Source organism: Wolbachia endosymbiont of Drosophila bocki, assembly GCF_028982005.1.
In the GTDB taxonomy this organism is placed as follows: domain Bacteria; phylum Pseudomonadota; class Alphaproteobacteria; order Rickettsiales; family Anaplasmataceae; genus Wolbachia; species Wolbachia pipientis.
On sequence record NZ_JAPQLG010000111.1, the window covers coordinates 1 to 7,612 of the forward strand.

Sequence of the window (7,612 nt, forward strand, 5' to 3'; positions counted from 1 at the left end):
GGTAGCTAGTTATTCACTATCCATTTTTTAAGTTGGCGTTTTTTTATGTTTTAAACGCTTTATAAGCGCGCTTCAGCTTATGTAGGTAGAAGTCTTATAAAGACATAAGATGCACATAGTGCAAAAAATTAAACATGAGACGCCAGATACGTGAGTTTCTTTGTCATTTAATCTGTACAGAGAAGATAAATAAACAGCTTCAGTGTATATGATAGGGGGGCTGGCGGAGTTTGTCAAGCAAGTTTTTTATTTCTAGCGGTTGTTGCCAAAAACTATACAAGAAGTCTATTGAAATTACGTATATCAATCGTTGTAAAATCACACAATTGCTCTGTAGAGCTATGCCCTGTAATAATTACTATACCATTTTGCTCAGAGCGTATTGAGATTAGGTTCAGCACTAATTCACACGTTGCACTATCAAGATTACAAAATGGTTCATCTATCAGCCAAACGTTTGCATTAGAAATCAAGAGGCGAGCAAGCGCAACTCTCCTTTTCCAGCCTGCAGAAAGTTCGCCATATCTAATATTAAGTACAGGTTGCAACTGCAAGCAACAAATAGCTGCCACAATCAATTCTCTAGTATTTCGTATTCCTGCCCAGAATTCTACGTTTTGAGCAACAGTTAAGCTATCTTTACAGGCATTCTTATGGCCTATATAGACCATAGAAGGTATATAGGATTTTGGATCATCATATATATCTTTTCCGCAGTGCCTTATATTGCCTGATACCGGCGGTAAAAGTCCAGATAAACTTCTAATTAAGCTGGTTTTACCACTACCATTTGGACCAGTGATTAGAATCTTTGATTTTAGCTCAGCTTTAAAACTGAGATTCTTAAATAGCACCTTATTATTACGAGCGCAGGATAAATTTTCACATTCAAGCATGGATTATCTGCCCTTTCCCTTATGTTTACCTTGAGTTGAAGCCTGAGCTTTAACAAACAGCTCCCAAAATCCTTTCTGTCCGCCTTCGCTATGTATCAATTGTGCAAAACGCTTCATTAAACCATTACCCATCATAACCATCTTTGTCCATTTACCTACCGGTTTTGCTATGTCAACTATTTCTGGATCTTCTTTATAAACTTGCACATCTTTTTGTTTCTCGCGTAGCATTTCCTGTTGCTTCAGCAACTCTTTTTGCTTGTTTTTTTGATACAATTCATTGAATTTTCTGTCTTCTTCCCACTCTTCTTTAAAAACTTTTCTAGGAAATATGATTTTTCTAATGCGATTTTTGTATATTTTTCTCAAAAAGAGAAATACTTTGACTATAGCAAGTAATGCTATACTACATATAATGATTTGTCCGAAAGACATTTTCTGTACTCAGCTTATTACAAAGCGCCACTTGTATTATACCATAATTATAGAAATTGTGCAATTTTTGTGTGAGTAAAGACAGTATAAAAGTAATACTGCTCTATTTCGTAAATTGCACAAATATCCGACGAATGGGCTTGTATGTAGTAAGGTTTATTTCTATACTTCTTAAAGAATTTAGAAGTGAAACAAACATGAACTGCTACAAGACTCACATGTGCAATGAATTAAGGAAGAATGATGTAGAAAAGGAAGTTACCCTTTCTGGATGGTTATACCGTAAGCGCGATCACGGCAACCTAATCTTTGTTGATTTAAGAGACTTCTATGGAATCACTCAACTAGTATTTAATAATGACAAAGACTTTTTTGATGAGATATCAAATTTAAAATTGGAGAGTGTAATTACTGTTACAGGAATAGTTGAAGCTAGAACTGAAGATACGGTAAACACCTCTATCGCAACCGGGGAAATTGAGGTTGTAGTTAGCAATTTGCACGTTGAATCGGAAGTCGAGTTCCACCGTGATGAAGAAATAGCGAAAGAAGAAAGAAGTATATTAGCGAGCATTGCTGGCGAACAAGAATACCCGGAAAATATGAGATTTAAATATCGTTTTCTTGATTTAAGGCGTGAAAAAGCCCGCAACAATATTATTCTGCGCTCACAAATTATTGCAGAACTCCGCAAGCTCATGATAGAGCAAGGGTTGTTGGAAATTCAAACTCCAATACTTACTGCTTCGTCCCCTGAAGGTGCACGTGATTATTTGGTGCCAAGCAGACTAAATCCTGGTAAATTCTATGCATTGCCGCAAGCTCCACAGATTTTTAAGCAATTGCTCATGGTCTCAGGGTTTGATAAATATTTTCAAATTGCACCGTGTTTCCGTGACGAAGACGCAAGGGCTGACCGTTCTCCGGGAGAGTTTTATCAGCTAGATCTTGAAGTGTCTTTTGTAACTCAAGAAGACATCTTTCAGATTATTGAGTCTACCTTATACAGAGTGTTTGCTAAATTTTCTCGTAAGTCTGTTGATAAAGATTTTCCACGTATTACACATAAAGAAGCAATGCTTAAATATGGTTCTGATAAGCCAGATCTGCGCAATCCACTATTAATCAGCGATGTTACAGAAATTTTTCGTGATTCAGGGTTCAATATTTTCAAAAGCAATATTGAGCGTGGTATGGTAGTGAGAGCCATCCCTGCACCTAAAACAGCAGAGGAACCACGCAGCTTCTTTGATAAAAAGATAGAACATGCGCAAAAAGAATTCGGTGCTAAGGGTCTCGGATATATAACGTTTGATAAAGATGGAACTGCGAAAGGCCCAATTGCTAAATTTCTTGATGAAAATAGGCTAAACCACATAAGAGAAGCAACAAACATAGAGCCAGGAGATAGTGTATTTTTTGCTTCTGACAAAGGGAATGAGGCGGCAAACATTGCAGGAAAAGTACGCACTCTTTTAGGGTCAGAACTCAGTCTTATAGACGATAATATCTTCAAGTTTTGTTGGATCATTGATTTTCCATATTTTGTATATGACGATAAAAGTAAAAAAATCGATTTCTTTCATAACCCATTCTCCATGCCACACGGTGGTCTGAAAGATTTAGAGGACAAAAATCCACTGGATATCCTTGCTTACCAATATGATCTTGTTTGCAATGGAATAGAACTGTCAAGTGGGGCGATTCGTAATAACAAACTGGATATCATGTATAAAGCTTTTGCCATTGCAGGTTATAGCCGGGGAGAAGTTGATACAAGATTCGGTGCACTTGTACGTGCATTCAGATTTGGTGTTCCTCCTCATGGTGGAATAGCACCAGGAGTTGATAGAATAGTTATGCTGCTTGCTGATGAGCCAAATATTCGTGAAGTAATCTGTTTTCCTATGAACCAGCAAGGTGAAGATGTTCTAATGGGTGCTCCTTCCAAGGTGGAGGATAAGCATTTACGTGAATTATCCTTGAAGGTTATTGAATGAAAAATTTTATAGCAAGGAGCACCGGTTAATGATATATTAGGTTATGTTAAATTGAAAGACCATGAATAATATCCAAAAAGCAATACTATCGGGCATGATCTGTAACATGATTGTGTGGTATGAACTCACTCTTTTTGGAGTATTAACAGATACAATCATCAACGTTTTTTTCCCATCAGAAGATCATTATTTGAGTACACTCAAATTCCTTGGTGTTTTTGCAATTGGTTTTGCGTTTAGACCAATTGGTGCAGTAATTTTTGGTTATATGGGAGATAAGTATGGCAGAAGAAAGACTTTACTTACTTCAGTAATATTAATTTCAATATCATCCACAATTATGGGAATTATACCTGGGTATAAAGAAATAGGGTTGCTTTCACCTGTATTGCTTGTGTTTTGTAGAATAGTGCAAGGAATAACTGCAGGAGGTGAAACAAGCATTAATACAGCATTTACGATAGAGCATTCAAAAGATAAAAAAAATCTAGGTTTCTTAGGAAGTATGAAGCCCTTTAGCGGAGCCCTTGGAACGCTCTTATGCATAACAATGATATTTATCTGCAAAAGAGTTACAGGTGAGAACTATGAAATATGGGGATGGAAGTTGCTTTTTTATTTTTGCTTTTTTTTGGGGACAATAGGTTTTTTAACTAGGTACATATTAAAAGAAAGCTTAGCATATAAAACTAATAAGTACGCTAATAATTTAGCACATTCACCATTGTTAGAACTAGTAAGAAACTATAAAAGACCGCTTATTATTTCAATCAATCTGGGAATTGCTCAGAATGCAATTGTCTACGCAGCAATAATGTTTTATAATATATCAATAAAAGAGCTAGTTATTTTATCTATTAGTGTTAAAGATTTAATGAGGATAGTAATACAGGTTGTATTTGCAGCATCTGCGGTACTTTTTGCAATTTTATCTGATAAAGTTGGAAGAAAACGCGTAACGATTCCTGTACTGATTATGCTATCTCTGATTGGTACATGTGTATTACCATTATTATCTTCCGTTAACCAATATGTCGTAATAATAACTTACTTATTGATTACTATACCAGTAGGTGCATCTTTTGGAATATATGGCTCTGTTATTTGTGAACTGTTTCCAACAAAAGTAAGATGCACTGGCGTAAGCTTAGCAAATAATATATCTGCAGGAATTTTTGGTGGCCTTTCTCCATACATATGCATGTGGCTTATAGAAAAAACCGAAACAAAACTTGCAGCAGGCATTTATCTTACTGCCTGCGCATTAATTAGCCTAATATCTGTGCTTCAAATTAAAGCCAAAGACAGAAAAGTTGATTGGTGAAATCGTTTCAGTCGAAAAATAGCGCTTCAATGGATTTTTCGATGTGTTTAGTGATAGGAGCGGTGATAGTGATTTCTTTATTGTTTGGCAGTTTTAAAGATAAAGAATGCGAATGAAGGTGAATTTTATTTGCTATCCCATCAATAAAAGCTTTTTTACCACCATATTTACCGTCACCAAGAATAGGGCAATTTATATGAGCTAAATGTGCACGTAACTGATGGGTTCTGCCGGTAATTGGTTGTAATTTTAAATAAGCAACATTGTGTTTGGATTTTGCTATAATTGAAAAATGCGTAGTGGCATTCTGAGGTGAATTTTCATCAACGACCACTTTTTCTTGACCTGAAACATATTTTTTCACCAATGGATAGTCTATTGTTCCACTATCCTTGCTCGGTATGCCAGAAGTTAATGCTAAATAAGTTTTTTTTACTCTTCGTCCTTTAAATTCTTCCATAAGGTATCTGGCAACATTGGCGTTGCGTGCGAATATTATCACTCCACTCGTATCTCTATCTAGCCTATGGACAATTTTAAATGTTTCTCCCTCTCTTATTTGGTCAAGCAAATCACTCATGCTAATCTTTACTTTTACGCCACCTTGAACGATGACCCCTGCGGGTTTGTTTATGGCTAGTATATATTCGTCTTCATATAATATGTTCTCTCTTAGTAGATTCACTAACTTTTCATTATATTTGCGATCAGAATTAGCGTTTTCAATATAATTCAAGTGCTTCAGCGTTATAGTTTGCCCAGAATTTACTCTATCACTGGACTTTGCTTTGCAATCATCAACTTTGATTAATCCTTTCCTTAAAGATTTTTCAATTACAGATTGCTTTAGATCAGGAAAGATTCTTCTGATGTACCTATCCAGCCTAACGTTATCGTCTTCTATTAATATGGTTTTTATACTTTGTAGCATTCCATTATTTATAATGAATATCTAGTGAAATGTCAATTATTGGTGTCATTCCAGTGTCAAGCACTGGAATGACACCGAAGGGGCTACTGCCGTCATAAAGGAACCAGTGTCAGCTACTCGGATGACAGGAGAAGGAGACTACTGAGATGACAGCTAGCCTGACAACCGTCATCCCGTTGCTTGTTAGCGGGATCTAGAGATACCGCGAATGAATCGCGGTATGACGGTTCGCGGCGGCATGACGTAGAGCTTGCGTTAGCTATACTTTTATACTCACCAACTCAGCTGGATCCAAGTAGTCAGAGCACTGGGATGACGGGAGAAGGAGCTATTTGGATGACATCGTTTACTATACAATGTTTGTACAGTTCTGGATAAAAAAATTAGCTAACAAATTTATAAACATCAGTATACAGCTCATCAACGCTTGGTTCTTTACTATTTTTGGCAAAATCTTCCGACTTTTTTACTAAATCACGTATTTCCTTATCAATTACTTTGCACTCTCCTTCTGAAGCCATTTTATTATCTGTCATGTATTTCTTTAAAGTGCTTATAGGGTCATGATTTTGCTTCATATCTTCAACTTCTTCTTTTAAGCGATAAGTAGCAGGATCTGACATTGAGTGACCGCGATATCGATATGTCTTCATTTCAAGCAGGATAGGCCCTTTTCCGCTGCGTGTGCGTTCCGCTGCTTCGCTTGTAGCCTCATAAACAGAGAAAAAATCCATTCCATCAACTTGTTTTCCAGGAATACCAAAACTTTCTCCTCTTTTATATAACTCTGTTACTAAAGTTGATCTTTGCACGGAGGTTCCCATTGCGTATTCATTATTTTCTATGATGTAAACCACAGGCAACTCCCACAAAGATGCCATATTAAACGATTCATATACTTGTCCTTGATTTGCAGCACCGTCGCCAAAATATGTAAATACCACATTATCTTTTTTCTTATATTTATTAGCAAATGCTATTCCTGTGCCAATTGGAACTTGTGCTCCCACTATTCCATGCCCGCCGAAGAATTTTTTTTCAACGTCAAATACGTGCATCGAACCACCTTTACCTTTCGAGCATCCTGTTTCTTTGCCGGTAAGCTCTGCCATTACAACATTTGGATCAGAATCACATGCGAGCATTAAGCCATGGTCTCTATAACTTGTGATAAAAGCGTCACCTAATTTTGATGCAGCTTGAGTTCCAACTGCAACTGCTTCTTGTCCTATTGATAGGTGACAGAACCCGCCTATTAATCCCATCCCATATAATTGTCCTGCTTTTTCCTCAAATCTGCGTATGAGTAGCATTTTCCTGTAGAATCCAATTATCTGTTCTTTAGTGAAATTTTCTGCTTTCATATCGATTTCTTTTTCATTAAACTAACACAATACCAGGAATTTTAAATTTTTGCTAATGAACTATTACCACTGGCTTGAGGCTTTTCATGTTATCTCTGTTATCATGTGGATTGCAGGTATGCTTTATTTACCCAGGCTTTATGTCTACCATGCAACTGTAAAACCGGGATCGGAAAATGATAGCTTGCTTCAAACAATGGAAAAGAGGCTACTTAGATATATCATAAACCCTGCAATGCTTTTCTCACTTGGTCTTGGAATTACACTAATGGTTATTAGGGAAGCATATCGTGAAGGATGGTTTCATGTAAAAGCATTTGCAATACTTTTGATGTTAATTATTCATATGCTACTTGCAAAATATAGGAAAAATTTTGCAATGGGTTCGAATAAGAAGTCACATATTTATTTTCGCGTTTTAAATGAAGCAGTTACAGTATTGATAATAGTTATAGTTATTATGGTTGTTGTGAAACCTTTTTGACTGACCTTACCTAAAAAAAGCAGAAAGCTCGTATCTGTTCAGATGCATGGCTAATGTACAATACTGAAATAAAAATTCCAGTGCTCCCTTTCTTGTCATCCCAGTGCTTGACACTGGGATGGCTTTGTTGCATAGGAACTGAAAAAATCTGGTGGCTACTGACAAAATTCATTATAAA

Annotated in this window: 7 protein-coding genes; 3 read left to right on the plus strand and 4 right to left on the minus strand. The window is 36.4% G+C overall.

Annotated features, from left to right (window positions below; all coding sequences use genetic code 11):
- Nucleotides 1-272: 272 nt before the first annotated feature.
- Complete coding sequence (gene ccmA, locus OZD61_RS02360; protein WP_155968378.1) at nucleotides 273-896, minus strand: heme ABC exporter ATP-binding protein CcmA; 624 nt, start codon at nucleotides 894-896, stop codon at nucleotides 273-275.
- A 3-nt stretch (nucleotides 897-899) separates the two neighbouring features.
- On the minus strand, nucleotides 900-1,331 hold the full coding sequence (locus OZD61_RS02365; RefSeq protein ID WP_274979709.1) for a hypothetical protein: 432 nt from the start codon (nucleotides 1,329-1,331) through the stop codon (nucleotides 900-902).
- A 197-nt stretch (nucleotides 1,332-1,528) separates the two neighbouring features.
- On the opposite strand from OZD61_RS02365, the gene aspS reads away from it, so the two are divergent.
- Nucleotides 1,529-3,331, plus strand: a complete 1,803-nt coding sequence (gene aspS / locus OZD61_RS02370) for an aspartate--tRNA ligase (RefSeq protein WP_274979713.1) — start codon at nucleotides 1,529-1,531, stop codon at nucleotides 3,329-3,331.
- Between the two features lie 61 nt (nucleotides 3,332-3,392).
- A complete protein-coding gene (locus tag OZD61_RS02375) occupies nucleotides 3,393-4,655 on the plus strand; it encodes an MFS transporter (protein ID WP_274979710.1) in 1,263 nt (420 codons plus the stop codon).
- A 7-nt stretch (nucleotides 4,656-4,662) separates the two neighbouring features.
- On the opposite strand, the gene OZD61_RS02380 is transcribed toward OZD61_RS02375, so the two are convergent.
- Nucleotides 4,663-5,586: an RluA family pseudouridine synthase gene (locus OZD61_RS02380; RefSeq protein ID WP_006279888.1), complete on the minus strand. Its 924-nt coding sequence runs from the start codon at nucleotides 5,584-5,586 to the stop codon at nucleotides 4,663-4,665.
- A 383-nt stretch (nucleotides 5,587-5,969) separates the two neighbouring features.
- Nucleotides 5,970-6,950, minus strand: a complete 981-nt coding sequence (gene pdhA, locus OZD61_RS02385; RefSeq protein ID WP_274979711.1) for a pyruvate dehydrogenase (acetyl-transferring) E1 component subunit alpha — start codon at nucleotides 6,948-6,950, stop codon at nucleotides 5,970-5,972.
- A gap of 55 nt (nucleotides 6,951-7,005) precedes the next feature.
- On the opposite strand from pdhA, the gene hemJ reads away from it, so the two are divergent.
- On the plus strand, nucleotides 7,006-7,434 hold the full coding sequence (hemJ, locus tag OZD61_RS02390; protein WP_274979712.1) for a protoporphyrinogen oxidase HemJ: 429 nt from the start codon (nucleotides 7,006-7,008) through the stop codon (nucleotides 7,432-7,434).
- The last annotated feature ends 178 nt before the right edge of the window (nucleotides 7,435-7,612 follow it).

What these genes read in the sequence shown, in the direction of transcription:
- ccmA (WP_155968378.1), bottom strand. Translation starts at nt 896, where the DNA reads ATGCTTGAATGTGAAAATTTATCCTGCGCTCGTAATAATAAGGTGCTA.
- OZD61_RS02365 (WP_274979709.1), bottom strand. Translation starts at nt 1,331, where the DNA reads ATGTCTTTCGGACAAATCATTATATGTAGTATAGCATTACTTGCTATA.
- aspS (WP_274979713.1), top strand. Translation starts at nt 1,529, where the DNA reads ATGAACTGCTACAAGACTCACATGTGCAATGAATTAAGGAAGAATGAT.
- OZD61_RS02375 (WP_274979710.1), top strand. Translation starts at nt 3,393, where the DNA reads ATGAATAATATCCAAAAAGCAATACTATCGGGCATGATCTGTAACATG.
- OZD61_RS02380 (WP_006279888.1), bottom strand. Translation starts at nt 5,586, where the DNA reads ATGCTACAAAGTATAAAAACCATATTAATAGAAGACGATAACGTTAGG.
- pdhA (WP_274979711.1), bottom strand. Translation starts at nt 6,950, where the DNA reads ATGAAAGCAGAAAATTTCACTAAAGAACAGATAATTGGATTCTACAGG.
- hemJ (WP_274979712.1), top strand. Translation starts at nt 7,006, where the DNA reads ATGAACTATTACCACTGGCTTGAGGCTTTTCATGTTATCTCTGTTATC.